The sequence below is a fragment of the Roseateles sp. SL47 genome, assembly GCF_026625885.1.
Taxonomy (GTDB): Bacteria; Pseudomonadota; Gammaproteobacteria; order Burkholderiales; family Burkholderiaceae_C; genus Roseateles.
In genome coordinates this window covers 5839053-5864855 of record NZ_CP113068.1, presented here as the reverse complement: position 1 = coordinate 5864855, position 25803 = coordinate 5839053, and the positions used below count along the sequence as shown (strand labels likewise).

At 65.0% G+C, this 25803-nt stretch carries 22 protein-coding genes; 12 read left to right on the top strand and 10 right to left on the bottom strand.

All coding sequences use genetic code 11. The features are described 5' to 3' along the window. Nucleotides 1-2: 2 nt before the first annotated feature. Nucleotides 3-1193, bottom strand: a complete 1191-nt coding sequence (locus OU995_RS25405) for a GNAT family N-acetyltransferase (RefSeq protein WP_267832954.1) — start codon at nt 1191-1193, stop codon at nt 3-5. A gap of 72 nt (nt 1194-1265) precedes the next feature. Between OU995_RS25405 and OU995_RS25400 the strand changes: the two genes are divergently transcribed. Beyond that, the gene (locus OU995_RS25400) at nt 1266-3365 is read left to right on the top strand and encodes an NAD(+) synthase (RefSeq protein WP_267832953.1); all 2100 of its coding nucleotides are present in this window, start codon (nt 1266-1268) and stop codon (nt 3363-3365) included. A 102-nt stretch (nt 3366-3467) separates the two neighbouring features. Continuing rightward, nucleotides 3468-3806, top strand: coding sequence for a P-II family nitrogen regulator (locus OU995_RS25395; protein WP_058934292.1), 339 nt, complete (start codon nt 3468-3470; stop codon nt 3804-3806). 150 nt (nt 3807-3956) lie between these two features. Here the strand turns inward: OU995_RS25395 and OU995_RS25390 are convergent, their stop codons facing one another. The 5 genes from OU995_RS25390 to OU995_RS25370 are packed head-to-tail and all read right to left on the bottom strand — an operon-like array spanning nt 3957 to nt 6965. Continuing rightward, entirely contained in the window at nt 3957-4343 is a 387-nt protein-coding gene (locus OU995_RS25390; RefSeq protein WP_267832952.1) for a diacylglycerol kinase, read from the bottom strand. 17 nt (nt 4344-4360) lie between these two features. Next, a complete protein-coding gene (locus tag OU995_RS25385) occupies nt 4361-4918 on the bottom strand; it encodes an RDD family protein (RefSeq protein ID WP_267832951.1) in 558 nt (185 codons plus the stop codon). 9 nt (nt 4919-4927) lie between these two features. Beyond that, complete coding sequence (locus OU995_RS25380) at nt 4928-5896, bottom strand: DUF3106 domain-containing protein (RefSeq protein ID WP_267832950.1); 969 nt, start codon at nt 5894-5896, stop codon at nt 4928-4930. Nucleotides 5897-5907: 11 nt separating this feature from the next. Beyond that, entirely contained in the window at nt 5908-6402 is a 495-nt protein-coding gene (locus OU995_RS25375; protein WP_267832949.1) for a DUF3619 family protein, read from the bottom strand. After that, complete coding sequence (locus OU995_RS25370) at nt 6399-6965, bottom strand: RNA polymerase sigma factor (RefSeq protein WP_267832948.1); 567 nt, start codon at nt 6963-6965, stop codon at nt 6399-6401. Before OU995_RS25370 ends, OU995_RS25375 begins: the two co-directional genes overlap by 4 nt. Nucleotides 6966-7301: 336 nt before the next feature. Here OU995_RS25370 and OU995_RS25365 point away from each other — a divergent pair, with 336 nt between their 5' ends. The 8 genes from OU995_RS25365 (at nt 7302) to OU995_RS25330 (ending at nt 17181) form a co-directional block, all read left to right on the top strand. Further along, nucleotides 7302-9110: an acetolactate synthase 3 catalytic subunit gene (locus OU995_RS25365; protein ID WP_267832947.1), complete on the top strand. Its 1809-nt coding sequence runs from the start codon at nt 7302-7304 to the stop codon at nt 9108-9110. Between the two features lie 224 nt (nt 9111-9334). Further along, nucleotides 9335-9826, top strand: coding sequence for an acetolactate synthase small subunit (ilvN, locus tag OU995_RS25360; protein WP_267832946.1), 492 nt, complete (start codon nt 9335-9337; stop codon nt 9824-9826). Between the two features lie 94 nt (nt 9827-9920). Then, nucleotides 9921-10937 carry a ketol-acid reductoisomerase gene (gene ilvC, locus OU995_RS25355; protein ID WP_267832945.1) on the top strand — a complete coding sequence of 339 codons (1017 nt, stop codon included), beginning with the start codon at nt 9921-9923 and terminating at the stop codon, nt 10935-10937. 241 nt (nt 10938-11178) lie between these two features. Next, nucleotides 11179-12033 (top strand): CDP-diacylglycerol--serine O-phosphatidyltransferase, encoded by an 855-nt coding sequence (gene pssA, locus OU995_RS25350; RefSeq protein WP_267832944.1) that lies wholly within the window; start codon nt 11179-11181, stop codon nt 12031-12033. A gap of 273 nt (nt 12034-12306) precedes the next feature. After that, nucleotides 12307-13992, top strand: a complete 1686-nt coding sequence (gene leuA / locus OU995_RS25345; RefSeq protein ID WP_267832943.1) for a 2-isopropylmalate synthase — start codon at nt 12307-12309, stop codon at nt 13990-13992. A 58-nt stretch (nt 13993-14050) separates the two neighbouring features. Continuing rightward, nucleotides 14051-15595: a 2-isopropylmalate synthase gene (locus OU995_RS25340; protein WP_267832942.1), complete on the top strand. Its 1545-nt coding sequence runs from the start codon at nt 14051-14053 to the stop codon at nt 15593-15595. 146 nt (nt 15596-15741) lie between these two features. Next, nucleotides 15742-16791, top strand: a complete 1050-nt coding sequence (pbpG, locus tag OU995_RS25335) for a D-alanyl-D-alanine endopeptidase (protein ID WP_420714903.1) — start codon at nt 15742-15744, stop codon at nt 16789-16791. Nucleotides 16792-16962: 171 nt separating this feature from the next. Continuing rightward, the gene (locus OU995_RS25330; RefSeq protein WP_267832941.1) at nt 16963-17181 is read left to right on the top strand and encodes a hypothetical protein; all 219 of its coding nucleotides are present in this window, start codon (nt 16963-16965) and stop codon (nt 17179-17181) included. Here OU995_RS25330 and OU995_RS25325 read toward each other — a convergent pair whose 3' ends face one another. The 4 genes from OU995_RS25325 to hpnC form a co-directional block, all read right to left on the bottom strand. After that, nucleotides 17182-17949, bottom strand: coding sequence for an IclR family transcriptional regulator (locus OU995_RS25325; protein WP_267832940.1), 768 nt, complete (start codon nt 17947-17949; stop codon nt 17182-17184). 141 nt (nt 17950-18090) lie between these two features. Beyond that, nucleotides 18091-19497, bottom strand: coding sequence for a hydroxysqualene dehydroxylase HpnE (hpnE, locus tag OU995_RS25320; protein ID WP_324288680.1), 1407 nt, complete (start codon nt 19495-19497; stop codon nt 18091-18093). Next, a complete protein-coding gene (gene hpnD / locus OU995_RS25315; protein WP_267832938.1) occupies nt 19466-20335 on the bottom strand; it encodes a presqualene diphosphate synthase HpnD in 870 nt (289 codons plus the stop codon). Before hpnD ends, hpnE begins: the two co-directional genes overlap by 32 nt. Beyond that, nucleotides 20332-21201, bottom strand: coding sequence for a squalene synthase HpnC (gene hpnC, locus OU995_RS25310; protein WP_267832937.1), 870 nt, complete (start codon nt 21199-21201; stop codon nt 20332-20334). The genes hpnD and hpnC overlap by 4 nt, the downstream gene beginning before the upstream one ends. 178 nt (nt 21202-21379) lie before the next feature. Between hpnC and OU995_RS25305 the strand changes: the two genes are divergently transcribed. Further along, nucleotides 21380-22561, top strand: coding sequence for an efflux RND transporter periplasmic adaptor subunit (locus OU995_RS25305; protein ID WP_267832936.1), 1182 nt, complete (start codon nt 21380-21382; stop codon nt 22559-22561). A 13-nt stretch (nt 22562-22574) separates the two neighbouring features. Then, a complete protein-coding gene (locus tag OU995_RS25300; protein WP_267832935.1) occupies nt 22575-25703 on the top strand; it encodes an efflux RND transporter permease subunit in 3129 nt (1042 codons plus the stop codon). The last annotated feature ends 100 nt before the right edge of the window (nt 25704-25803 follow it).

Below are 25803 nucleotides of genomic sequence, written 5' to 3'. Positions count from 1 at the left end.
GTTCACCGGTCAAGGGCATCCGCTCCAGCCCCAGCCTTAAACGGCTGATGCCGCTCCAGCTCGTCGATGTAACTCCCCATCGCATCGCCTTCCCGCGCCAGAAACTCCGCCACCGCCTCCCGGAACTGCGGATGCGCCAGCCAGTGTGACGAATGGGTCGTCACCGGCAACAGCCCGCGCGCCATCTTGTGCTCGCCTTGAGCACCCCCTTCGAACCTCAACCATCCCTGTGCCAGGCACCAGGCCAGCGGCTGGTAGTAGCACGCGTCGAAATGCAGATGGGGGATGTAGCGGGTGGCCCCCCAATACCGGCCGTAGGCGGCGCGCTGACCCTCATCGATGGCCACCAAAGACGCCGCGACCCGCTCGCCCTGCTTGTCCCGGGCCATAAACATCAGCCACTGCTCCGGCAGGTTCGCCGCCATGCGCGCAAAGAAGTCGCGCTTGAGGTACGGCTTGTTGTGGTGGGCGAGGTAGGTGAGGGTGTAGCACTCGTAGAAGAAATCCCAGTCCTGCTGGGTGATGGCGCTGCCGCGCAGCGCTTCGAAGCGGATGCCCGCCTCCACCACCTTGCGCTGCTCCTGCTGGATCTTCTTGCGCTTTTCACGTTGCAAGGTCTGCAGGTAGTCGGCAAAGCTGCGCGGCGTACCGTCGCCCGTCCAATGGAACTGCACCTGCTGCCGCGCCAGCCAGCCTTCGGCGGCCATGACCGCCTGATCCTTCGCATCACCAAACAGCACATGGATGGATGACAGCTCCGCCCGCTGCGCCAGCGCCCGTAATCCCTTCACCAGCCAGGCCCGCGCCTCGTCGTCCCGCGCCAGCAGCCGGCTGCCCGGGACCGGGGTGAAGGGCACCGCCACCAGCAGCTTGGGGTAGTAGTCCAGGCCATGCCGCTGGTAGGCATCCGCCCAGGCCCAGTCGAAGACATATTCGCCGTAGGAGTGGCCCTTGACATAGGCCGGGCAGGCGGCAATGAGCTGGTCGTCCTGCCAGACACTCAGGAACTGGGCCTGCCAGCCGGTCTTGGCAACCGCTGATCCGGACGCCTGCAGGGCGCGCAGGTATTCGAGGCGCATGAACGGCGAGGGCAGCGGAGACGCCGCCAGCAGCGCATTCCACGCCTCCAGCGGCAGTTCGGCCGGGTCATCATCAACCCGGATCAGTGGAGCGTCGGTGGTGGTGTCAGTCATGCAATGGCGCAAGTGTGGTGGAAATCTTAGGGCCAACCCAAAACCCCGCGCTTTGATGGCAGGATGTGGCTGATGCAAGCGACGCTTTCTTCCTCCACCTTGACGGGCACGTCCGCCTCCGGACGCGGCAGCTTCGACAACCTCTACCTGCATGATTTCGCCCGCCTGGCGGTGGGCGTGCCGGTCTGCAAGGTGGCCGATCCGGCCTACAACGCCGAGCAGACGGCGCTGCTGCTGCAGCAGGCCGCCAGCGAAGGGGCTGCCGTGGTGGCCTTTCCCGAACTGGGCCTGTCCTCCTACACCAGCGACGACCTGTTCCATCAGCGCGCCCTGCTCGACGGTTGTGAGGCTGCACTGGCCCATTTGCTGACGGTCTCCCGGGAGCTGCCCACCATCGCCATCGTCGGCATGCCGCTGCGGGTGGAGCACCGCCTGTTCAACTGCGCCGTGGCCTTTCAGCGTGGGCGGCTGCTGGCGGTCTGGCCCAAGACCTATCTGCCGAACTATGGTGAGTTTTATGAAGCGCGCCAGTTCAACGCGGCCGACGAAGCCCTGAGCACCGAGATCGTGCTGCTGGGCCAGCAGGTGCTGTTTGGCACCCGGCTGGTGGTGGCGGCAGAGGATTTCCCGCTTCTGCGTTTGCATGTGGAAATCTGCGAGGACGTCTGGACGCCGATTCCCCCGTCGTCCTATGCCGCTCTGGCGGGGGCGACGGTGCTGGTGAATCTGTCCGCCTCCAATGTGACGGTGGGCAAGGCGGGCTACCGGCACCAGCTGGTGGCCCAGCAGTCCGCACGCTGCCTGTCGGCCTATGTCTACACCTCGGCCGGCGCCGGCGAATCCAGCACCGACCTGGCCTGGGATGGCCAGGCGATGATTTATGAAAATGGCAGCCTGCTGAGCGAAGCGGAACGCTTTGTGAGGCGCGCGCAACTGTTGCTGGCGGATGTGGACCTGGAACGCCTTTCCCGCGAGCGCATGCGCCAGACCAGTTTTGGCGACTCGGTGCGTCACCATGCGCCGCTGCTCAAGGAGTTCCGCACCGTGTCCACCCCGCTGGGCCTGGATCTGCAGGCCCCGCTGGCGCTGTGCCGCCGCGTCGAGCGCTTCCCCTACGTGCCGTCCGACCGCACCCGTCGTGATGATCGTTGCAATGAAGTGTTCAGCATCCAGGTGCAGGCGCTGGTGCAGCGGCTGGTGTCCAGCGGCATCCACAAGCTGGTGGTGGGCATCTCCGGCGGGCTCGATTCCACCCATGCCCTGCTCGTCGCCGCGCGGGCCATGGACCTGATGGGCTGGCCGCGCAGCCACATCCTCGGTGTGACCATGCCCGGTTTTGCGACCAGTACGCGCACCCGTGACCAGGCCATGCGCCTGATGGCGGCCATCGGCTGCGAGGCCCGTGAGATCGACATCCGCCCGAGTTGCCAGCAGATGCTGGCCGATCTGGGCCACCCGTATGCCAAGGGCGAGGCCGTTTATGACGTGACCTTCGAGAACGTGCAGGCCGGCGAACGCACCAGCCACCTCTTCCGGCTGGCCAACCACACCGGCGCGCTGGTGCTGGGGACGGGCGACCTCAGCGAATTGGCGCTGGGGTGGTGCACTTATGGCGTGGGCGACCACATGTCTCACTACAACGTGAATGCGTCGGTGCCCAAGACGCTGATCCAGTATCTCGTGCGCTGGGTGGCGGAGACCGAACAACTGGGCCCGCAGGGCAAGACGGTGCTGCTGGACATCCTGGGCACGGAAATCAGCCCGGAGTTGGTGCCGCAGGACGGCACGAGCGCCAGTGGTTTGCAAAGCACCGAGGCCCACATCGGCCCCTATGAACTGCAGGATTTCAATCTGTTCTACACCATTCGCCAGGGCTGCTCACCGGCCAAGATCGCCTTCCTGGCGCGGCATGCCTGGGGCGACCGGCATCAGGGCGACTGGCCGGACGGCGAGCATGTGCGCCGCAACGAATACACCCTGCCGGAGATCAAGCGGGTGCTGCGCATTTTTGTGCAGCGCTTCTTCAAAGGTAGCCAGTTCAAGCGCAGCTGTGTGCCCAATGCACCGAAGGTGGGCAGCGGCGGTTCCCTTTCCCCGCGCGGAGACTGGCGAGCGCCCAGCGATTCGGAAGCCAGCGTCTGGTTGGCGGACCTGGCGCGGATCCCTGATTGACGGATGGACAGCCAGGGACCGCTGCGGGTCCAACGGGGGATGGCTTCGGCCGGGTTCCGTGCTTAAATCACAGCCAGTTCTATCCCTCTCCCGGAGTTCGCGATGAAACAAATCACCGCCATCATCAAACCGTTCAAGCTGGACGAAGTCCGCGAAGCCCTGGCTGAAGTCGGCGCTTCCGGCCTCACCGTCACCGAGGTCAAGGGTTTTGGCCGCCAGAAGGGCCACACCGAGCTTTATCGGGGCGCCGAATACGTGGTGGACTTCCTGCCCAAGGTGAAGGTGGAAGTGGTGGTCAAGGACGAAGACGTCGAGCGCAGCATTGACGCCATCCTCAAGGCCGCCAAGACCGGCAAGATCGGCGACGGCAAGATCTTCGTGACACCGGTGGAGCAGGTCATCCGCATCCGTACCGGCGAAGAGGACGAAGCGGCGGTCTGACGTGGTTTGACGCGATCTGACGCTGCCTAACGTGGCCTAACACGGCCTAACACGGCCTGACCCGGTCTGCCCCTGTTGCACGCCTTCTCTGAAGGCGACGCCCCGCCGCTGGCGGGGCCTCCCCCACCTGTTTCAGCATCTGGCGTCAGGTCAGAGGTGCGGGGCCAGGTGTTGCCACACCGCGGCGATCCAGATGCTGCCGGCCAGCAGCAGCGCCAGCAGGACGGCGGCGCTGGCAATGTCCTTGGCCCGCTTGGAGAGTTCGTGCATTTCAAACGAGACACGGTCGATGGCCGCCTCCACCGCTGAATTGAGCAGTTCCACAATCAGCACCAGCACCAGCGACCCCAGCAACAGGGCCACCTGCACCCAGTCCCGGCCCAGCCAGAAGGCCAGCGGCGTGGCGATGATGGTCAACCAGGTTTCCTGGCGGAAGGCGCTTTCGCCCTGATAGGCGGCGCGCAGGCCGGCCCAGGAATAACCGGCCGCATGCAGGATGCGGTCGAGGCCGGTACGGCCCTTGTGGGGATTGCTCATGGCGGTCTGGAAACGTCTCAGGACGGGTCGCCGGCCGTTGCGGCAGGCTGCTGGGGGGCGCGTTGGGCTTTGGGTGCAGGGCGCTGGGTGATGATCTGCGTGCCGCACAGCACGTCATGCAGGAACTGGCGGCGCGGATGCAGACGGGCGATTAGCAGATATGCCAGGATGCCGCCCAAAACCGCCGCGCAAAGGGCACCCGCACTCTGGGTGAGCCCCATCAGCGAGACCGTCAGCAGCGCCGGCAGAAACCACAGCCAGGACAGCAAATAGCGCATCAGCGCTCGCCAGGGGCTCAACGGGCCCCCTTGCAGATCCACCACCCGCAGGTGCCAGGTCTTTTGCGCCAGCGTCTGGCCGCCCCGACACCAGAACCAGATGAAATACAGGCCGATCAACACAAAGCAGGCGGCCTGCAGCCCATGCTGACCCTTCAGGGCATGGCGCTGGTTGGTCAGCGGTGAATACACCAGGCCGGTGAGCACCACCACCCCGAACAACAACACGCCTTCGTAAAGGAAAGCAGCCATCCGCCGCCACAGGCTGGGCGGCGAGAAATCTTGCGGCACGATCATCCAGCCAGTTTAGCGGCTGGTGTCGTCCGCCCGGCGGGCGGCGTCGCGCTCGGGCAGCAGGGTTTGCGGATTCAGGTGTCCGTCGCGCGGGGAGCGCAAGGGGCGTGCAGCGCCACCGAGGGTGCGTACCGCTGGCATCGGCGCATCGGCGCGCCGGGTCAGCAAGATGGTGGTGGTGCCAGGGCGGGCCAGCACGACGGTGGGCCCGCTGCTGGTCAAGGTCAGGGGCGCCTGCTGCAAGGCTGCCGCGCCGGACGATGTCGGTGAACCCGGCAGGTGCTTGACGGCCATCGCATCGGCCGTGTCTTTGCCGGCGCGGCGTTCGGAGACCCGCTCAGAGGCTTTTTCGGCGGCTCGTTCCGCCAGGCGCTGGCGGGTTTCGGGGGACAGGGCCTGGTAGGCCTCCCACTTGGCCTGCAGCCGGGACGCCTGTTCTTCCGACCGCAGGTCTCCCGCATGCTGATAACCGATGCGGGCCTTCTGACGCTCGGCCGGGCTCATACGGGTCCAGGCCACCATGCGCTCACGCAGTCGCTGTTGATGTTCCGGTGACAACTTCGGATAACGGGCGGCAATTTCCAGCCACTTGCCCTTGAGCGCGCTGTCCAGCCGATCCCATTCCGGGGCGAGTGGGGCCAGGCATTCCTTCTGGCTGGGCGTGAGTGAGGCCCAACTTGGGCTCAGCAGACTGGTGGTGGCGCCGGTGCTGCCGGCTGATGCACTGGCAGCAAGGCTGGGGGATGGGCTGACGGGCCCCGCTCCCGCAGCGGGGGCGGTGTTGACGGTGGGGCTGGACGTGGCCGCCGCCATGGCCACCGGGGCCGAAGCAGCGGTGGTGGGGCTCCCTTGCGCCATTGCGCCTGGCGCCAAGAAGACCGCAGACATCAGGACCGCAGACAGCACGGCGGTGCCCGCCAGGCTCAGCAACCCGGCGCCCACGGACTCACCGGTCGAGGCCCGACCAGCACCCGTCACCATGGGAAGTGTCCTCACTCTTTGGACTCTTCCGCGTTGGGGTCGCTGGGATTGCTGGGGTCGGCCTGGTTTTCGTTGAGATATTCACGGAAGCCAGGGTCGCTGTAAGCCGCCGGAGGCAGGGGCTTGGACAGCAGGTCGGTGTCCAGTTCGGCGGCGCTGCGGATCTGCTCGTACCACTGGCTGTGCTGAATCAGCAACAGCCCGCCCACCAGCAGGGCGATGGGCAGCAGGGCTGCGGCCTTGAGCCAGCGGGGGGTGCGCTCACCGCCACCCAGCGCCAGCGTGCCGCCGGTGGCCTGCACGGTGGTGGCCGTGACCGGTTGGGCCGCACGGGCTGCGATCGCCTTCGCGAGCGCTTGCTCACGTGCAAAGCGAAGCCGCTCCTGGATGTCGCCGGAAAGGGAGTCGCTACGTTCGGTCAGGCCGGCTGCCACCCGCAGGCCAAAACGGGCCATGCGAGCATCCAGCTCCTGCGGGAGCGGCGTCGTCGGCAAGTTTTTGTTCATAGCGTAATTCCCTTGGCTTTGAGCGTCTTGGCCAGCGCATGCACGGCTCGAGAGCAGTGTGTTTTCACACTGCCCTCCGAGCAGCCCATGACGGCGGCCGTTTCCGCAACATCGAGTTCTTCCCAGTAACGCAGCAAAAAGGCTTCCCGTTGACGCGCGGGCAGCGCTGATACTTCTTCGTCGATCAAGGCCAGCACCTGGCTGCGGGAAACTTCATCCGCGGCCGAGAGCGCACCCATGGCGCCATCCTGTGATTCCAGGCTTTCCAGCAGGTCGAAATCGTCCGAAGGATCGGATCCTTCGAAGTCCGACAGGTTGCTGAACACCGCATTGCGGGTCTTCTGGCGCCGGAACCAGTCCATCGTCGCATTCGAGAGGATGCGTTGGAACAGCATGGGCAGTTCTTCAGCCGGCCGGTCGAAATATTTTTCGGCCAGCCTGATCATGGCGTCCTGGACGATGTCCAGTGCCGCATCCTCATCCCGTACGAGATAGACCGTGCGTTTGAAGGCACGTCGGTCTACCGTCTTCAGAAAATCGTTGAGTTCTTTGTCTGTGGCCAAGGGCTGTCGCCACGCGGTGGCGGTCGGGCTGGCAAAACGCCGCAGATTATGGCACTTCAGACACACAGCACGGGGCGCTGCCCGCTTATTTAGGCGGCTGGTGTGCGGGCTCGGGTGTACAGCGTGTGGAAGAGAGTGAGCCTTCGGCTCCCGCAAAGGCTGCGATGGGGGTTTCCATGCATAATCTCACCTCGCACAACGCAGTATGGGTCTCAAGTCTGGTTGCCCGACCCGGGCGCCCTGGTTTTTGACCGCGCCGTTCCGAATCCGCTTCACAAGAGTGAGAGGAGGAGCACCGATGGTTTTTCGTCAGAGAAAATCTCAGAGGTTCGACATATGGAAATGTCTGCCGCGGACATCAAACGTGCAGCGATCTCGGAAGCTCGCTCACAGCCGCATTCTTCTTCCGGCCCATCATCCAGCCCTGGTTCCCAGGAGCTGAATGGTTCCGAAATCCTGGTTCACAGTCTTCAAGCCGAGGGCGTGAAGTACCTGTGGGGTTACCCAGGCGGAGCTGTTCTCTACATCTACGACGCGCTTTACAAGCAAGACGCCATCCAGCATGTGCTGGTCCGTCATGAGCAGGCAGCCGTGCATGCCGCTGACGGTTATGCGCGCGCCACTGGCGAAGTGGGTGTGGCCCTGGTCACCTCCGGCCCCGGCGTCACCAATGCCATCACCGGCATTGCCACCGCCTACATGGATTCCATCCCGATGGTGATCATCACCGGACAGGTGCCCACGCCGGCCATCGGCCTGGACGCCTTCCAGGAATGTGACACCGTCGGCATCACCCGGCCCATCGTCAAGCACAACTTCCTGGTGAAGGATGTGCGGGACCTGGCCACAACGCTCAAGAAGGCCTTCCACATCGCCCGTACCGGCCGCCCCGGCCCGGTGGTGGTGGACATCCCCAAGGACGTCTCGGTGGCGCGTGCCGCCTTCAGCTACCCCGACCGTGTGGAGATGCGCTCCTACAACCCGGTCAAGAAGGGGCACAGCGGCCAGATCCGCAAGGCGGTGCAACTGCTGATGTCGGCCAAGCGCCCCTATATCTATACCGGTGGCGGCGTCATCCTCGGTGAAGCCGCGGCCGAGCTGCGCCAGCTGGTCGATCTGGTGGGCTATCCCTGCACCAACACCCTGATGGGCCTGGGCGCCATGCCCGGCACCGACCCGCGCTTCCTGGGCATGCCCGGCATGCACGGCACCTACGAAGCCAACATGACCATGCAGCACTGCGACGTGCTGCTGGCCGTGGGTGCCCGTTTTGATGACCGGGTGATCGGTAATCCCAAGCATTTCGCATCGGTGGATCGCAAGATCATCCACATCGACATCGATCCGTCCTCCATCTCGAAGCGGGTGCGGGTGGACATTCCCATCGTGGGCGATGTGAAGGATGTGCTGCAGGAACTGATCGCCCAGATCAAGGAAGCGCAGGCGCGTCCGGATGCCGAGGCGCTGAATGCCTGGTGGAGCCAGATCAATGACTGGCGCAAACGCGATTGCCTGGCCTACAAGCAGTCCAATGAGGTCATCAAGCCGCAGTTCGTGCTGGAAACCCTCTGGAACCTGACCCGCGAGCGGGATACCTACATCACCTCCGATGTGGGGCAGCACCAGATGTGGGCCGCCCAGTTCTACCGCTTCAACGAGCCGCGTCGCTGGATCAATTCCGGCGGGCTGGGCACGATGGGTGTGGGCCTGCCCTACGCGATGGGCATCAAGTTGGCCAAGCCGGAGTCCGATGTGTTTTGCATCACCGGCGAAGGTTCCATCCAGATGTGCATCCAGGAGCTGTCCACCTGCCAGCAGTACAAGACGCCTGTGAAGGTCGTCTCGCTGAACAACCGCTACCTCGGCATGGTGCGGCAGTGGCAGGAGCTGGACTACGGCAAGCGCTACTCGCACAGCTACATGGATGCGCTGCCTGACTTCGTCAAGCTGGCCGAAGCCTATGGGCATGTCGGTCTGCTGGTGGAGAAGCCGTCCGATGTGGAAGGTGCGCTGCGCGAGGCCATCCGCCTGAAGGACCGCACCGTCTTCCTGGACGTGCGAACCGACCCGACCGAGAACGTCTGGCCGATGGTCCAGGCGGGCAAGGGCCTGTCGGAAATGCTGCTCGGTTCGGAAGACCTCTGACGCAACGAGGGCGGGGGGCTGCCAGCGTCGGTCACGTTACCGCGTGACCGGTGACCCGCAGCCGAAGGCCCTCACTGTGCGGAGCGACCCGCAGAACCCCGAAAACCCCCGAAGAACCTCGGAGATGCCCGGAACCAACACCGAGCCTGTCCCCTGTCTTTGACCCCGTGGCCAAGGGCTGTCGGTTACCGCCGCCGGTCTGAAGAGCGCGAAGGACAAGATTCATGAAACACATCATTGCTTTGCTGATCGAGAACGAGCCCGGGGCGCTGTCCCGTGTGGTGGCCCTGTTCTCCGCCCGGGGCTACAACATCGAGAGCCTCACCGTGGCGGCCACCGAGGATGCCTCGCTGTCGCGCATGACCATCGTCACCAGCGGCAGCGACGACGTGATCGAGCAGATCACCAAGCACCTGAACCGATTGATCGAGGTGGTGAAGGTGGTGGACCTGACCGAAGGCCGCTACATTGAACGCGAACTCATGCTGATCAAGGTGAGGGCGGTTGGCAAGGAGCGCGAGGAAATGAAGCGCACCGCCGACATCTTCCGCGGCCACATCATCGATGTGACGGAGAAGACCTACACCATCGAGCTGACCGGCGACACCTCGAAGCTGGACGCGTTCATCGACGCCATCGACCGTGCCTCGATTCTGGAGACGGTCCGTACCGGCGCCAGCGGCATCGGTCGTGGCGAGAGAATTCTTCGCGTCTGAGTGACAGTCTGAGCGACATCCACTCAGCCTCCCTTCCATTAATTCCTGATTTTTTGCCCCGGCCAACAGCCGCAGAACCCCTGGAGAACCCACCATGAACGTCTACTACGACAAGGACGCTGACCTGAGCCTGATCAAGGGCAAGAACGTCACCATCATCGGTTATGGCTCACAAGGCCACGCCCATGCCCAGAACCTGAACGAAAGCGGTGTGAAGGTCACCGTGGGTCTGCGTCGTGGTGGTGCGTCCTGGTCCAAGGCCGAAGGTGCCGGCCTGAAGGTGGCCGAGATCGCCGACGCGGTGAAGTCCGCCGACGTGGTCATGATCCTGCTGCCCGATGAGCAGATCGCCGACGTCTACAAGAAGGATGTTGAGCCCAACATCAAGGCAGGCGCTTCGCTGGCCTTTGCCCATGGCTTCAATGTGCATTACGGTCAGGTGCAGCCCCGTGAAGACCTGGACGTGTGGATGGTGGCCCCGAAGGCCCCGGGCCACACCGTGCGCAACACCTACAAGCAGGGCGGCGGCGTGCCTCACCTGATCGCCGTGTATGCCGACAAGACCGGCAAGGCCCGCGACCTGGCCCTGAGCTATGCCGCTGCCAATGGCGGTGGCAAGGCCGGCATCATCCAGACCAGCTTCCGCGAAGAGACCGAAACCGATCTGTTCGGTGAACAGGCCGTGCTGTGCGGCGGCGCCGTGGAGCTGATCAAGGCGGGTTTCGAGACGCTGGTGGAAGCCGGTTATGCGCCGGAAATGGCGTATTTCGAGTGCCTGCATGAACTGAAGCTGATCGTGGACCTGATCTACGAAGGCGGTATCGGCAACATGAACTACTCCATCTCCAACAATGCGGAGTATGGGGAATATGTGACCGGCCCTCGCGTGGTGACTTCGGCCACCAAGGACGCCATGCGTCAGTGCCTGAAGGACATCCAGACCGGTGAATATGCCAAGAGCTTCATCCTGGAGAACAAGGCCGGCGCCCCGACGCTGATCAGCCGCCGTCGCCTGACCGCCGAACACCCGATCGAGCAGGTGGGTGAGCAGCTGCGCGCGATGATGCCTTGGATCAAGGCCAACAAGCTGGTGGACAAAACCAAGAATTGAGGGCCCCCCCCTACCGACTTCGTCGGCCCCCCCAGGGGGGCGAGACCGGTGGGCCGGCAAAGCCGGTCCACGGTCTCCGCTGGAGGAACGCCGGCTGGCGCGGCGTGGAACTGCGCGCTGGCTGCAAAGGGAGGAAAGGTGGGGGTGGTGTTGTTTCGGGGGTGTAACCTCGGTCAAAAGCCGCGCGTGGCAGTGCTACGGGCGGCTTTTCCATGAGGGGGCTGAGGTATCCTCCCGCCCCATGAATGCATCGCAGAACAAGAACGCAGCTCTGTTGGACGAGGACGAGGAGGCTGATGCCGATGTCCTCGAGCTGCCGCGTCGCCGCCGCAAAGGCATCTATATCCTGCCCAATCTGTTTACGCTGGCTGCCCTGTTTAGCGGGTTCTATGCCATCGTGATGGCCATCAGTGGTCGGTTTGAGCAGTCGGCTTACGGCATCTTTGCCGCCATGGTGCTGGATAGCCTCGACGGGCGCGTCGCCCGGATGACCCATACCCAAAGTACCTTCGGCGAGCAGATGGACAGCCTCTCCGATATGGTGTCGTTTGGCGCCGCCCCCGCCCTCATCATGTATTCCTGGGCCCTGCAAGGCCTGGGCAAGTGGGGTTGGTTCGCCGCTTTCGTCTATATCGCCGGCGCCGCCCTGCGCCTGGCTCGCTTCAATACCAACCTGGCTGTGGTCGATCGCCGCTTCTTCCAGGGCGTGCCCAGCCCCGCCGCCGCCGCCCTGGTGGTCGGTTTTATCTGGGTGATGGACGACGCCGGCTACAAGCTGGTGTACCAAGACCCGGTGCTCGCCTGGGTGGCCTTCGGCTTCACCGTGTACGCCGGCCTCACCATGGTCACCAACGCCCCCTTCTACAGCTTCAAGGACATCAGCTTCAAGCGCTCGGTGCCGTTCATCGTGATCGTGGCCATCGCCCTGGCCATCGCCGTGATCAATATCCATCCACCGTCGGTGCTGTTCGCCGTCTTCTGCCTGTATGGGGTGTCCGGCTATGTGGTCTACGCCGTCAAACGCGCCAAGGGCAAACCGGTCAGCGTGATTGCCACCTCCACCGATGAGCCGGATGAAGCCGGCCTTCATCGCTGACGAAGGCAAAACGGGCGCGCCGTGACGTGAATCTGCCCAAACGCCGGTTTGCGGCGTTGACGGACCGGCATCCCGGCCCCTATATTCAATAGCTATGACGTTCCCTGCACACATTGCGCTGCTACTACTAGGCGACCCCCGGGTTCGCTAGATCGCGCACGTCCCTGCACCACCAGACGTCTCCCTCAGATCAACGGCCCGAATGCAACCCGCAGCGGGCCGTTGTTCATTTCCAAGGCTGCGAGTTGCGAACCTGAACCCCCAGGAACGCCCATGTTGAAGCAACCGCACCTCAAGTACCGAGCCTTCGCCCCCATCCAACTCCCGGACCGCCGCTGGCCCGGTGTGCAGATCACGCGGGCGCCCCTGTGGCTGAGTACCGACCTGCGGGATGGCAATCAGGCCCTGATCGAACCGATGGACCCGGAGCGCAAGCTGCGGATGTTCCAGATGCTGGTGCGCATCGGCTTCAAGGAGATCGAGGTGGGTTTCCCGTCCGCCTCCCAGACCGATTTCGATTTCGTCCGCCTGCTGATCGAGGAGGGGCATATCCCCGATGACGTCACCATCCAGGTGCTGACGCAGGCACGCCAGCCGCTGATCGAGCGGACCTTCGAGTCGCTGCAGGGCGCCAAGCGGGCGGTGGTCCACCTCTACAACGCGGTGGCACCCGTGATGCGCCGTGTGGTGCTGGGCATGGACGAGGACCAGATCGTTGATCTGGCGGTCACCCACACCCGCATCATCCGCGCGCTGGTGGACGCCCATCCAGAGACCGAGTTCGGTTATGAATATTCGCCGGAGATGTTCTCCAACACCGAGCTGGCCTTTTCCAAACGGGTGGTGGATGCGGTGACCGAAGCCTGGGGGGCCACGCCGGACCGCAAGGTGATCATCAACCTGCCCACCACCGTGGAGAACGCCACACCCAATTGCTTTGCCGATATGGTGGAGTGGATGGTCCGCAACATCGAGCGGCGCGACAGCGTGATTCTGTCGGTCCATCCCCACAATGATCGCGGCACCGGGACCGCCGCTGCCGAACTGGCCCTGATGGCCGGCGCAGACCGGGTGGAAGGCTGCCTCTTTGGCAACGGCGAGCGCACCGGCAATCTGGACCTGGTGAATGTGGCGCTGAATCTCTACACCCAGGGCATTCACCCGGGCCTGGATTTCTCCGACATCGATGACGTCCGTCGCTGCGTCGAGCATTGCAATCAGCTGCCGGTGCATCCGCGTCATCCCTATGTGGGCGAGCTGGTCTACACCTCGTTCTCCGGTTCACACCAGGACGCCATCAAGAAGGCCTTCTCGGCCCGCAAGGACGGCGATCTCTGGGAAATCCCGTATCTGCCGGTCGATCCGAAGGACCTGGGCCGCAGCTACGAAGCCGTGATCCGGGTGAACAGCCAATCCGGCAAGGGCGGCATTTCCTATCTCCTGGAGACGGAATACGGCATCGAGCTGCCACGCCGCCTGCAGATCGAGTTCAGCCAGATCGTGCAGCAGGTGATGGACACCCATGGCAAGGAGCTGGGTGCCGCCGACCTCTGGCAGATCTTCGACCGCGAATACGGCGTCAAGCAGGCACCCGCGCTGCAGCCGCAGATCGGCATCACCGAAGACGGACAGACCCGCGTCACGGCGCAGGCCGACCTGTGTGTGCGCATGGTCAAGGTGGAAGGGCAGGGCAAGGGCCCGATCGACGCGTTTGTCGAGGGCCTGAACCGTGTGTTGCAGACCCAGGTGCGGGTGCTGGACTACCATGAGCATGCTTTGGGCAGCGGCGCCGACGCGCAGGCGGTGGCCTACCTGGAACTGCGTGTGGGCGAAGCCACCCTGTTCGGTGTGGGCATGGACAGCAACATCGCATCGGCCTCCCTCAAGGCCATCGTGTCCGGTCTGCGCCGGGCGGCGCAGCGGGGGCTGCTGAAGCTGGTCCGCCTGCAAGCAGCCTGATCGATCCGCCTGTCTGCCGTCCGCCTCGACCCCGCCACCGTTTGAAGGAAGCCCGACCATGTCTTCATCGCAATTGATCATCTTCGACACCACCCTGCGCGACGGTGAACAATCCCCCGGAGCGTCCATGACCAAGGACGAAAAGCTGCGTATCGCGCGGCAATTGGAGCGATTGAAGGTGGACGTGATCGAGGCGGGCTTTGCGGCAGCCAGCCAGGGCGACTTCGAGGCGGTCAAGGCCATCGCCGAAGCCATCCGCGACAGCACCGTGTGTTCGCTGGCACGTGCGAACGACCGCGACATCGGCCGCGCCGCCGAAGCCCTGACGGGGGCGGCCCGGTCCCGCATCCACACCTTCATCGCCACCAGCGAGCTCCACATGGAGAAGAAGCTGCGCATGACCCGGGACCAGGTGCTGGAGCAGGCAATTCAGGCGGTGCGCTTCGCCCGCAACCTGACCGATGACATCGAGTTCTCCCCGGAGGACGGCTACCGCTCCGACCCGGAATTCCTGGCGCGGGTGGTGGAAGCGGTCATCCGCGAGGGCGCCCGCACCATCAACATACCGGACACCGTCGGTTATGCCATTCCGGAGCTCTATGGCAGTTTCATCAAGGAACTGCGTGAGCGGGTGCCGAATTCCGACCAGGCGATCTGGAGCGTGCACTGCCACAACGATCTCGGCATGGCGGTGGCCAATTCCCTGGCCGGTGTGAAGATCGGGGGTGCGCGCCAGGTGGAATGCACCATCAATGGCCTGGGTGAGCGGGCCGGCAATTGTTCGTTGGAAGAGGTGGTGATGGCGGTCAAGACCCGCCGTGACTACTTCGGGCTGGACGTGCGGGTGGACCCGTCGCAGATCGTGCCGGCCTCGCGCATGGTGTCCCAGACCACCGGTTTTGTGGTGCAGCCCAACAAGGCGGTGGTGGGGGCCAACGCCTTTGCCCATGCCTCGGGCATCCACCAGGACGGCGTGCTGAAGGCTCGCGACACCTACGAAATCATGCGCGCGGAAGACGTGGGGTGGGCCGCCAACAAGATCGTGCTGGGCAAGTTGTCGGGCCGCAATGCCTTTAAGCAGCGTCTGCAGGAACTGGGCGTGCAGCTGGCGTCGGAAGCCGAGATCAATGCCGCCTTCCAGCGCTTCAAGGACCTGGCCGACCGCAAGGCCGAGATTTTTGACGAGGACATCCTGGCGCTGGTGATGGATGAATCCGCCGCCCAGGAGCATGAGCACTACCGGCTGGTGGCCCTGTCCCAACGCTCCGAAACCGGGGAGCGTCCGCACGCCCAGGTCGTGTTCTCTGACGGCGACACCGAAGTGCGCACCGAGAGCGACGGCAACGGCCCGGTGGACGCGGTTCTCAGAGCGATCGAGACCCAAGTGCAAAGTGGTGCCGAATTGCTGCTGTATTCGGTGAACGCCATCACCAGCGGGAGCACAGAATCGCAGGGTGAAGTCACGGTGCGTTTGCAACACGCCGGGCGAGTGGTGAACGGGGTCGGGGCAGATCCCGATATCGTCGTTGCCTCCGCAAAAGCATATTTGAGCGCGTTGAACAAGTTGCAAAGCAGGACGGAACGGGTCGCGGCCCAGGGCTGAAAGGGCGAGGAATATTCACTTTAAAAGCGTGAACTAAGTCCTTGATCTTGCCGGTCTTTCTGCGATCCTCTAAACTCAGGCCCGACTGACTGGGGACCCGATTGAAGACCATAGCGACATTGCTGTCTGGTGCCGCGCTGAGCGGAGTGCTACTGCTGGCGGGTACCTGCGTCACTTTGCTGCCGGTCCAGTCGGCACAAGCGGCCACCACCTCCAAAGCCAAGACCAAGAGCACGTCCGTGCGCAAGGCCAAACCTGCGCCGCGTTCGCCGCGCAAGGTGGCGGCACGCGCAGCGGCCCGTGAGGTCGCGGTGGTGCCGCCCAAACCTTCGTTCGGCCAGATGTATGGCCTGCACGACACCGAAGATCCGCTGGACCTGAAGTCCAGCGTGGCGCTGGTGCTGGACCAGGACACCAACGAAGTCCTGTTCTCCAAGAACCCTCAGGCGGTCCTCCCCATTGCGTCCATCACCAAGCTGATGACGGCGCTGCTGGTGGTGGAGGCCAAGCAGGACCTGGACGAAAAGATCACCATCACCGACGACGACAAGGACACGGAGAAGTTCACCAGCTCCCGTCTGGCCGTCGGCACCACGCTCACTCGGGGTGAGTTGCTGCATCTGGCGCTGATGTCGTCCGAAAACCGTGCGGCCCATGCGCTTGGGCGCAACTATCCGGGCGGTTTGGAAACCTTTGTCGCGGCGATGAACACCAAGGCCCAACTGCTGGGCATGGCGGACACGCACTATGTGGAGCCCACGGGCCTGTCCAGCCGCAATCAATCCAGCGCCCGGGATCTGGCGGTGCTGGTCAAGATGGCGCATCAATTCCCGCTGATTCGCGAACTCTCCACCTCCCCCGAATACACCGTGGCCCTGGGCCGCCGCCAGGTGCGCTTTGGCACGACCAATGGCCTGGTGAAGAAGGCGGATTGGGACATCGGCCTGCAGAAGACCGGCTTCATCAATGAAGCGGGTCAATGCCTGGTGATGCAGGCCCAGATGGCTGGCCGCAAGCTGATCATGGTGTTCCTGGATTCGGCCGGCAAGTATTCCCGCATTGGGGATGCCGAGCGGGTGCGCAAGTGGCTGATGGGCGCCAGTTCACCCATCACCGGCCCAGCGACGGCCGTGACTGCGCTTCCGGCCACGGCCGCAACAGCGGCTGCGGTGGCCGCCACCCCCAGCGTCAAGTGATGCCACGCCCGGCGCTGACGCCCGGGTGCCGCCTCAGCGCTGCTGTCAGATGTTCTTGTCACCTAGCGGGCCTCGGCCCGCTTTGTTGTTTCAACGGCCACACCGGCAGGGATGCGCCTTGCTTCCGCTGCCCCCACATTCACCGGTCCCACCAGATTCACAGGAGTCACCATGAAAACCATTGATGAAATGCTGAGTCTGGACCTGCTGACCCCTGAGCAGCATCAACAGATTGGCGACTGGATTGCCGAAGCGGATTCGCCCGAGGCCATCCTGCAGATGCCCACCGACCTGTGGCAGGCCGTCGAGCGCGCCAGCGAGATCATGGGGGTGGATGCCGACCTGTTGCGGCCGCCTGCTCTCGATGCGGGTGGGGTGGTGCCGGGCTGATCAGCCCCTGAAGCCCAGCGCGGACGAGATGCGGGCCGCCGTTTCCTTCAAGCGCGGCAGCCAGCTTTCTTCCAGCCGGTCGGCCGGTGCGGAGATCGACAGCCCCGCCACCAGCTTGCCCTGGTCGTCATAGATGCCGGCGGCCATGCAACGCACGCCCAGCTCCAGCTCTTCGTCGTCCCGGGCTACGCCACGCTGGCGCACCAGCGCCATTTCCCGTTCCAGCAGGGCCACATCGGTCAGGCTGTTGCGGGTGTGGCCGCTCAGGCCGGTGCGGGTGGCATAAGCGCGCACCCGCTGCGGATCATCACTGGCCAGGAAGAGCTTGCCGACCGAGGTCAGGTGCAGCGGGGCGCGCCCGCCCACCGCCCGCACCACCTGCATGCCGGACCGCTCGCTGTACGTGCGTTCGATGTAGACGATCTCATCGCCCTGGCGCACCGACAGGTTCACCGGTTGATGCGTCAGCTTGTGCAGCTCGCGCATTGGGCCGATGGCGGCTTCTCGCACGTCCAGACGAGCCTTCACCAGATTGCCCAATTCCAGCAAGCGCATGCCAAGCCGGTAGCTGCCCGCCTCGGGACGGTCCACGAATCGACCCAGGGCCAGGTCATTCAGGATGCGGTGCGCGGTGGAGGGATGCAGCCCGGTGGTCTCGCTGATGATCTTCAGCGACACGGGATCTTGATGCTGGGCCAGGACGTCCAGCAGGGAGAACATCCGTTCCAGTACCTGGATGGCGGGGGTCTGCAGCTCCTTGGATTTCATGCGGCCATTGTGAAGGATTTCCCTTCGGTTGCGCATGGCGAAAACTAGGGCAGGGGCTCCAGCGTCGCATTCACCCATCAAAGGCCCAAAAATGGGTCATGGGTGTGCCACTGCGGGGCATCAAACCACCAACGGGGTGGATCAGTCCCGCATGACGGAATGGGCGGCCGCCAGGCCACTCATCACCGCACCTTCCAACGTGGCGGGATAGGGGCCCGCCACATAGTCCCCGGCGGCCACCAGGCCGGGCAGCAGGGCGGCTGGCGGACGTTGAAGACCGGGTGTGCAGGCGAAGGTGGCCCGCTTTTCACTGAGCACCCGGTGCAGGCGGGGGGGCGTGTGCCAGGTCAACACCCGTTGGGCCTGCGCCAGCGTGGCGGCCGCCGCATCGTCGAGCCCCCGGGCGACCCAGGGGGCGGCTCCGCTGATCACAAAGCTGAACAATCCGGGGCGGTCGGCCAGAGCGCCCAGGTCAAAGGCGAACTGCGCCGGTTCTTCTGCGGATTCCCGCAGCGCCACCATCGGTGCCGGCAGGCTGGAGCCCGGGCTTTCCAGATAGACGGTGATGATGGGCTGGAAGTCGAAGGCGCCGGTGCGTGCGCTCCACTCGGGGGCCAGGCTTTGCGTCAGGCGGGCGGCTTCCACCGAACTTGTGGCCAGCACCACGGCGTCGGCGTGCAGGCTGTCCGTGGGGGTGTGAAGGCGCCAGCCGCCTCCCTGCGAAGCGCCGCCACGGCCGTCGGTTGCGCCGGGTTCCTGGCTCAGGGCCTGGACGCGCAGGGTGCGGATGTCGGCGCCCAGCGACAGCAGCGTCTGGCGAGCCGGCTCCGGAAGCAGGGCGCTCAAGCCGGCCCGGGGCAGCAGCAGGTCGGCACTGCCGGGGCCGCTGAACAAGGCGTCCTTCAGCACCCGCAGGAAGACCTGGGCGCTGGCCTGCGCGGCCGGTGTGTTGAGCGCGGCCACACATAGCGGGTCGATCAGATCCTGACGGACCGCAGCGGGCAGGCCGGCGCACAGCGTGGCCACGCTCAGGTGGGGGGCGCAGCGGAAACCGGCGGCCATCCATCGGCCGCTGTGCATCAGGAACCGCAGCCGGTCCGCCCAGGACCAGGCCGAGCAGGCCAGCACGCCGCGGCTGAACGCCAGCCAGGCGGGCCCGGCGGGCAGGGTGAGGGTGTCGTGGTCCGGGTAGCGCAGCCGCAGACGGGTGCGCAGCAGCGCCTGCGACGGGTCCACGCCCACCCGGCGCATCAGGGCCAGACTGCGGGTGTAGGCCCCGATCAGGATGTGTTGGCCGTTGTCCAGCGCTTCCGGACCATCACCCAGGCTGCGGGCGCGCCCGCCCAGGCGGGGGGCCATTTCAAGCAGCGTGACCCGAGCACCCAGGTCGGCGGCTTCCAGCGCTGCCGACAGGCCGGCCCAGCCGCCACCGACCACGGCCACGTGGCGGCGAGTGTCCGGGGGGCGCTCCGGGTGTGCGCCGTGGCGGCAGGGCTGTTGGCATGCGCCGCCGAACTCATCGGCCTCGCCAGTTGGTCCGCATGGCAATCCAGAGCTTGCGCAGCGGCGTCAGCGAGATCCGCTGATGCAGCACCTGGAAGTTCTCCGATTCAATCTCGCGCAGCAGCGTGCGGTAGATATTGGCCATCATCAGCCCCGGCTTCTGCGCCTTGCGGTCTTCGTCCGCCAGCAGGGCAAAGGCTTCGTCGTACAGGGCATGCGCACGCTCGGCCTGGAATTTCATCAGGGCGGTGAAGCGGTCGCTGTAACCCCAGGGCGCCTCGCGCTTGAGGATTTCATGGGCCTTGACGTCGAACTGCTGCAACTCCGACACCGGCAGATAGATGCGACCCCGGCGCGCGTCATCCCCCACATCCCGGATGATGTTGGTCAGCTGCATCGCCAGGCCCAGCTTGTGGGCGTAAGCCACCGTCTGCGCAGACTGGCGGCCGAAGATGCCGGACGCCACTTCACCCACCACGCCCGCCACCAGGTGGCAATAGCGCTGCAGGCCGGCGAAGTCCAGGTAACGGGTCTGGTCCAGATCCATCTGGCAGCCGTCGATGACCGCCAGGCAATGCTCGGCGCGGATGTCGTAATCCTTGCAGTGCGGCATCAGCGCCTTCATGGCGGGATGCTGCGGCTGCCCGGCAAACGCCCCCATCACCTCCTTGCGCCACCAGGCCAGCTTGGTGGCCGCCACACCGGGGTCGGACACCTCGTCCACCACATCGTCCACTTCCCGGCAGAAGGCGTAGAACGCGGTGATGGCGGCGCGGCGCGGCGGCGGCAGGAACAGAAAGGCGTAATAAAAGCTGGACCCGCTCTGGGCCGCTTTTTGCTGGACGTATTGTTCGGGCGTGGACGGGGCGGTGGGCGCGTTCATGGGGTGATCTCCGGATGCCGAGGTCCCGGCTGCGGCCGACCGGGCCGCATGGTCAGGGCCCGCCACAGCAGCGCCGGCGCGTCCGAAGCGCGCAGGCGGGGGCGTTGCACCAGGGCGGCAAAGTGCATGGCTTCCAGTTGGTGAAGAATTCGCAGGCCGCCTTGTACCACCAAGCGCAGCTCCCAGCCGGCCCGGCCGGGCAACTGATGCACCAGCGGGGCGCCTTCTGTCATGAGGGCATGGGCCCATGCACACAGATCGGCAATCAGGGCGCGGGCGGCCGGGCTGTCTTGCAGATCCAACAGTTGTTGTCCCTGGAGGCCATGACGGCGCAGATCCGTCTGCGGGGCATACACGCGGCCGCGTGGGCCGTCGATGGTGAAGTCCTGCCAGAAATTGATGAGTTGCAAGGCGGAGCAGATGGCATCGGAGCGGGCCATGGCGACCGGGTCTTCAATGCCATACAGATGCAGCAGCAGGCGCCCCACCGGATTGGCGGAACGGCGGCAGTAGTCCAGCAGTTCGGGCCGGTCGGCATAACTGCTCTTGGTGAGGTCCTGGACAAACGCGTCGAGGAGATCTTCCAGCAGATGTGCCGGCAGCCGGTGTTCTCGCAGCGCGACGGCCAGCGGCTGGAACACCTTGCGGGACCACCGCGGGGAGGGCGCCTGGCCGGCGACCACCGAACGCAGATCGGTCCGGTAGGCGGTCAGGTCGGCCAGCCGCTCTTCGGCGGTCGCCGGGCCTTCATCCGCGATATCGTCCGCCGTACGAGCGAAGTGATAGATGGCCGTGATCGGTGCCCGCAGCGCAGGCGGACACAGCCAGGAGGCCACTGGAAAGTTTTCGTAGTGCTCTATGCTCACGGCCGCATTGTCCGCGCTTCGCAGGGTCTGCCGAGGAAGATGCTTTGGCACCGTAGTTCCAGCCGGATGCTCCGCAAGGCGTTTGACACTTGGAAACCCTCTGAATACATTACTGACCGGTCAGTCAGTTACTGCATGCGGCGGCTCCCTGGGCGCCGCCTTCACGTCGAGGTGCTTCATGCCCCATCAGTTTTTTGTGTCTTCGCGTTCGCGGCTGTTCAGCCGGGTGTTGCTCAGTCTGCCCGTGTTGGCACTGGTGGCCTGCGGCAAGCAGGAACAGCCGCCGGAACCGGAGCGTTATGTCCGCACGCAGGTGCTGAGCGCCCAATCGGCCGGCATGCAGCGGGAATATGCGGCCGAAGTGCGGGCGCGGGTGGAATCCCGCCTGTCGTTCCGGGTGGCGGGCAAGCTGCTGGAACGCAAGGTGGACCTGGGGGCGGTGGTGAAGCCTGGCCAGGTGCTGGCCCGCCTGGACAGCCAGGATCTGTTGCTGGCGCAGGAAGCCGCCAAGGCCTCGGTGCTGGCCGCCAAGGTCAACCGTGATCAGCTGGGCGCGGACTACAAGCGCTACATCGACCTGCATCGCCAGGGCTTCATCAGCGCTGCGGAGCTGGACCGCCGTGACGCCTCCTTCAAGGCGGCCCAGGCGCAGTACGACCAGGCGCGGGCCCAGTTGGATGTGCAGCGCAACCAGTCCCAATATGCATCGCTGATCGCCGATGTGGCGGGTGTGGTGACCGGCGTGGACGCCGAGCCCGGCATGGTGGTGGCGGCCGGAACGCCGATTGTCCAGGTGGCCAATGATGGCCCTCGGGACATCGTGTTCTCGGTGCCGGAAGACCAGGTGCCCCTGGTGCGGGCCGCAGCGGCACGACCGGGCGGCCTGAGCGTGCGCCTGTGGACCGATGCCAAGGACACCCCGCGCCCCATCGAACTGCGGGAACTGGCGGCTTCGGCCGATCCGGTCACGCGGACTTTCCAGGCCAAGGCTGAACTCAAGGGCACCGATGTGCGCCTGGGCCAGACCGCCACGGTGGTGCTGACGGGCACCCAGACCGACCAGGCCATCAAACTGCCGCTGAGTGCCGTGGCCGAGATCCAGGGCCGCAGTGCGGTGCTGCTGCTGGATGGCAAGACCATGACCGTGCAGCCGCGCCCGGTGCAGGTGGTGGGTGCGGAAGGCAATGATCTGATCGTGCAGGGCCTGGCGCCCGGCATGGAAGTCGTCACGGCCGGCGCCCATGTGCTGACTCCGGGTCAGAAGGTCAAGCGTTTCCGTCCGCCGGGTCCGCCGGCCGAAGGAACCTCGCCGACGGCCGCTGCTTCGGCGCCGACGGTCACCGCCGCATCGGCGCCTTGAGCGGAGCGGCCCCATGAGCAACCCGAGCCGCGCCGGATTCAACCTCTCGCGCTGGGCGCTGGAGCATGCCCCGCTGACGCGCTACCTGATGGTGGTGCTGATGATCCTGGGCTTTGCCGCCTACTTCCAGCTGGGCCAGGACGAAGACCCTCCCTTCACCTTCCGAGCGATGGTGGTGCAGGCCTATTGGCCGGGCGCCACGCCGCAGCAGATGGCCGAGCAGGTGACCGACAAGATCGAGCGCACCCTGCAGGAAGTGCCGCATGCGGACAAGATCCGCAGCTACACCAAACCCGGTGAATCCCTCACCATCTTCCAGGTGAAGGACAGCACGTCGCCGGGCGAAGTGCCCAACCTCTGGTACACGGTGCGCAAGAAGATCGGTGACATGAAGGCCACCCTGCCGCAAGGCGTGCAGGGGCCTTATTTCAACGATGAATTCGGGGATGTCTACGGCTCCATCTTCGCGCTGAACTCCGATGGCGGCTTCAACATGGAGGAGCTGCGCCAGCAGGCCGAGGCGGTGCGCTCCGAGCTGTTGCGCCTGCCCGACGTGGCCAAGGTCGACCTGTTTGGTGTGCAGGCAGAAAAGCTGTTTGTCGAGATCTCCCAGAAGCGCCTGGCCGAACTGGGCCTGGACTTCAACCAGGTCGTGGCGCAACTGAATGCGCAAAACGCGGTGGAAAGCGCGGGCGTGATGGACGCCGGCACCAGCAAGGTGGAGATCCGGGTGGAGGGCCAGCTCAACTCGGTGCAGGCCCTGAATGAATTCCCCATCCGCGGCGTGAACACCACCACCGGTGTGGCCAGCAGCCTGCGCCTGGGCGACATCGCCACGGTGCGCCGGGGCTTTGTGGATCCGGCTTCCACCATGGTGCGGTATCAGGGCCATCAGGTGGTGGCGCTGGGCGTCTCCATGGGCAAGGGCGGCGACATCATTGCGCTGGGCAAGGCGCTCAAGACAGCCACCCAGCGCATTCAGAAGACGCTGCCGGTCGGCATGTCGCTGGCTCAGGTTCAGGACCAGCCGCAGGCGGTCAAGACGTCGGTCGGTGAATTCGTGCACGTGCTGATTGAGGCCGTGGTGGTGGTGCTGGCGGTGAGCTTCATCAGCCTGGGTCTGCATACCAAGCCGCTGCGCATCGACGTCTGGCCAGGCCTGGTGGTGGGCATCACCATTCCGCTGGTGCTGGCCATTACCTTCGTGGTGATGCTGTATGCCGGGGTGGGGCTGCACAAGATCTCGCTGGGCTCGCTGATCATTGCGCTGGGCCTGCTGGTGGACGACGCCATCATTGCGGTGGAAATGATGGTCCGCAAGCTGGAAGAAGGCTACGACAAGATGCATGCGGCCACGTATGCCTACGACGTCACCGCCAAGCCGATGCTGACCGGGACCTTGATCACTGCGGTGGGCTTTCTGCCGATTGGTCTGGCCAAGTCCACCGTGGGTGAATACACCTTCGCCATCTTTGCGGTGACGGCGGCGGCCCTGGTGATCTCCTGGGTGGTGTCGGTGTACTTCGTGCCCTACCTGGGCGCGCTGCTGCTCAAGACGCGCGCGGGTCACGAGGGTGAGACCCATGAAGTCTTCGACACCCCCTTCTACACCCGCTTCCGCCGGGTGGTGGCCTGGTGTGTGCACCATCGCTGGAAGACCATCGTGCTGACGATTCTGATCTTTGTGCTGGGCCTGGCCGGCATGGGCAAGGTGCAGCAGCAGTTCTTCCCCGATTCCAGCCGCCCGGAAATCCTGGTGGATCTGTGGTTGCCGGAAGGCGCCACCATCGACGAAAGCCATGCGGTGGCCAAGCGCTTCGAGGCCCGCATGATGAAGGACCCGCTGGTGAGCAGCATCACCACCTGGGTCGGGTCGGGTGTGCCACGTTTTTATCTGCCGCTGGACCAGATCCTGCCCAACACCAACGTCAGCCAGGCCATCATCCTGCCCAAGTCCCTGGCGGAACGGGAAGTGCTGCGCAAGCGGCTGCCGCAAGTGCTGGCTCAGGAATTCTCCGAAGTGCGTGGCCGTGTGAAGCTGCTGCCCAACGGGCCCCCAGTGCCCTATCCGGTGCAGTTCCGCATTGCCGGTGACGACCCGGCGCTGCTGCGACAGGCGGCCGACAAGGCCAAGGAAGTCATGCGCGCCAATCCCAACATGCTGGGCGTGAATGACGACTGGAATGAAGCCATCAAGGTGCTGCACCTGGATGTGGATCAGGACAAGGCGCGCGCCCTGGGCGTGACCAGCCAGGGCATTTCGCAGGCGGTGCGCCTGCTGCTGACCGGCAATACCGTGGGGCAGTACCGCGAGGCCGACCGCCTCATCGACATCGTGTTGCGCCAACCAGTGGCTGAGCGCGATACGCTGACCAAGCTGGCCAATGCCTACGTCACCACCTCCTCCGGCCGCGCCGTGCCGCTGACCCAGGTGGCCAAACCCCGTCTGAGCTGGGAGCCGGGGGTGATGCACCGGGAAGGGCGCCAATACGCCATCACCGTGCAGGGCGATGTGGTGGAGGGCCTGCAGGGGGCCACCGTGACCGATCAGGTCTGGCCGAAGATCCGCGACATCGGCAAGGAGCTGCCGCCCGGGTATGGCATCACCATCGCTGGCGCGGTGGAGGAGAGCAGCAAGGGCACTGGCTCGATTGCCGCTGGTGTGCCCATCATGCTGTTCATCACCTTCACGCTGCTGATGCTGCAGCTGCACAGCTTTTCGCGCGCCATGCTGGCCTTCCTCACCGGCTTCCTGGGCATTGCCGGGGTCTCGGCGGCGCTGCTGCTGCTGAACCGTCCGTTTGGTTTCGTGGCGCTGCTGGGCGTGATTGCGCTGATGGGCATGATCCAGCGCAACTCGGTGATCCTGATCGACCAGATCGAGCAGGACCGCAGCCGCGGCGTGCCGCCGGCGCAGGCCATCGTTGAATCGGCCGTGCGGCGGCTGAGGCCGATTGCACTGACCGCTGCGGCCGCCGTGCTGGCCATGGTGCCGCTGTCGCGAAGCGTGTTCTGGGGACCGATGGCGGTGGCCATCATGGGCGGCCTGATCGTGGCCACGGTGCTCACCCTGTTGGCCTTGCCCGCCATGTATGCGGCCTGGTTCCGCATCGACCGGGACCCCTCCATCGGCCGCCGCTGACCCCCACCCCCGGGCTTACCCACCCCCGGGGGCGCGGAAACGGCGCTTCTAACGGCTACAATCGCCGGTTTCCCGGATTCAACGCCGGATCATTACCAAG

Excerpts from the sequence above, each read along its gene's own strand:
- OU995_RS25405 (WP_267832954.1), bottom strand. The coding sequence starts at position 1,193 with ATGACTGACACCACCACCGACGCTCCACTGATCCGGGTTGATGATGAC.
- OU995_RS25400 (WP_267832953.1), top strand. The coding sequence starts at position 1,266 with ATGCAAGCGACGCTTTCTTCCTCCACCTTGACGGGCACGTCCGCCTCC.
- OU995_RS25395 (WP_058934292.1), top strand. The coding sequence starts at position 3,468 with ATGAAACAAATCACCGCCATCATCAAACCGTTCAAGCTGGACGAAGTC.
- OU995_RS25390 (WP_267832952.1), bottom strand. The coding sequence starts at position 4,343 with ATGAGCAATCCCCACAAGGGCCGTACCGGCCTCGACCGCATCCTGCAT.
- OU995_RS25385 (WP_267832951.1), bottom strand. The coding sequence starts at position 4,918 with ATGATCGTGCCGCAAGATTTCTCGCCGCCCAGCCTGTGGCGGCGGATG.
- OU995_RS25380 (WP_267832950.1), bottom strand. The coding sequence starts at position 5,896 with ATGGTGACGGGTGCTGGTCGGGCCTCGACCGGTGAGTCCGTGGGCGCC.
- OU995_RS25375 (WP_267832949.1), bottom strand. The coding sequence starts at position 6,402 with ATGAACAAAAACTTGCCGACGACGCCGCTCCCGCAGGAGCTGGATGCT.
- OU995_RS25365 (WP_267832947.1), top strand. The coding sequence starts at position 7,302 with ATGGAAATGTCTGCCGCGGACATCAAACGTGCAGCGATCTCGGAAGCT.
- ilvN (WP_267832946.1), top strand. The coding sequence starts at position 9,335 with ATGAAACACATCATTGCTTTGCTGATCGAGAACGAGCCCGGGGCGCTG.
- ilvC (WP_267832945.1), top strand. The coding sequence starts at position 9,921 with ATGAACGTCTACTACGACAAGGACGCTGACCTGAGCCTGATCAAGGGC.
- pssA (WP_267832944.1), top strand. The coding sequence starts at position 11,179 with ATGAATGCATCGCAGAACAAGAACGCAGCTCTGTTGGACGAGGACGAG.
- leuA (WP_267832943.1), top strand. The coding sequence starts at position 12,307 with ATGTTGAAGCAACCGCACCTCAAGTACCGAGCCTTCGCCCCCATCCAA.
- OU995_RS25340 (WP_267832942.1), top strand. The coding sequence starts at position 14,051 with ATGTCTTCATCGCAATTGATCATCTTCGACACCACCCTGCGCGACGGT.
- OU995_RS25330 (WP_267832941.1), top strand. The coding sequence starts at position 16,963 with ATGAAAACCATTGATGAAATGCTGAGTCTGGACCTGCTGACCCCTGAG.
- OU995_RS25325 (WP_267832940.1), bottom strand. The coding sequence starts at position 17,949 with ATGAAATCCAAGGAGCTGCAGACCCCCGCCATCCAGGTACTGGAACGG.
- hpnD (WP_267832938.1), bottom strand. The coding sequence starts at position 20,335 with ATGAACGCGCCCACCGCCCCGTCCACGCCCGAACAATACGTCCAGCAA.
- OU995_RS25305 (WP_267832936.1), top strand. The coding sequence starts at position 21,380 with ATGCCCCATCAGTTTTTTGTGTCTTCGCGTTCGCGGCTGTTCAGCCGG.
- OU995_RS25300 (WP_267832935.1), top strand. The coding sequence starts at position 22,575 with ATGAGCAACCCGAGCCGCGCCGGATTCAACCTCTCGCGCTGGGCGCTG.